Consider the following 417-nt stretch of genomic DNA (forward strand, 5'->3'; position numbering starts at 1 on the left):
GTAAGCCGCGTCTGCGATTATGGGGAGAGGCGTTAAAACTGGCGGAAAAACTCGGCGTTGCGCACATGCATGTGACGCTGGCCGATGAGCGTCACTACGCCTGCGCCACGGTGATTATCGAAAGTTAGATTCAGGGCGTTGCCGGATGGCGACGCGTAGCGTCTTATCCGGCCTACGGGTTATGCGTTTGTTGCAGGGGCAGGGTAGGAGCTTCATCGCCAGATGGCGACGCGGCTAAAGTTTATCGGCGTGGTGCATCAGCACAAACTTATCCCACAGCTGCTCTTCTGTTTCGACATGCGCCGGATCTTTCAAAATAGTATTGGGAATAGGGCACACCTTCTGGCAGGTTGGCGTGTCGTAATGGCCTACGCATTCCGTACACTTGTCGCTGTTAATCTCGTAAATGCTATCACC

At 54.2% G+C, this 417-nt stretch carries 1 protein-coding gene; it reads right to left on the minus strand.

The genetic code is table 11. The features are described from left to right. Positions 1-234 precede the first annotated feature (234 nt). Positions 235-417 (minus strand): ferredoxin (locus tag A7976_RS08735; protein WP_067110299.1); only part of this gene is annotated, 183 nt, incomplete at its 5' end.

The sequence above is a fragment of the Methylobacillus sp. MM3 genome, from assembly GCF_001645185.1.
Classification (GTDB): Bacteria; Pseudomonadota; Gammaproteobacteria; order Burkholderiales; family Methylophilaceae; genus MM2.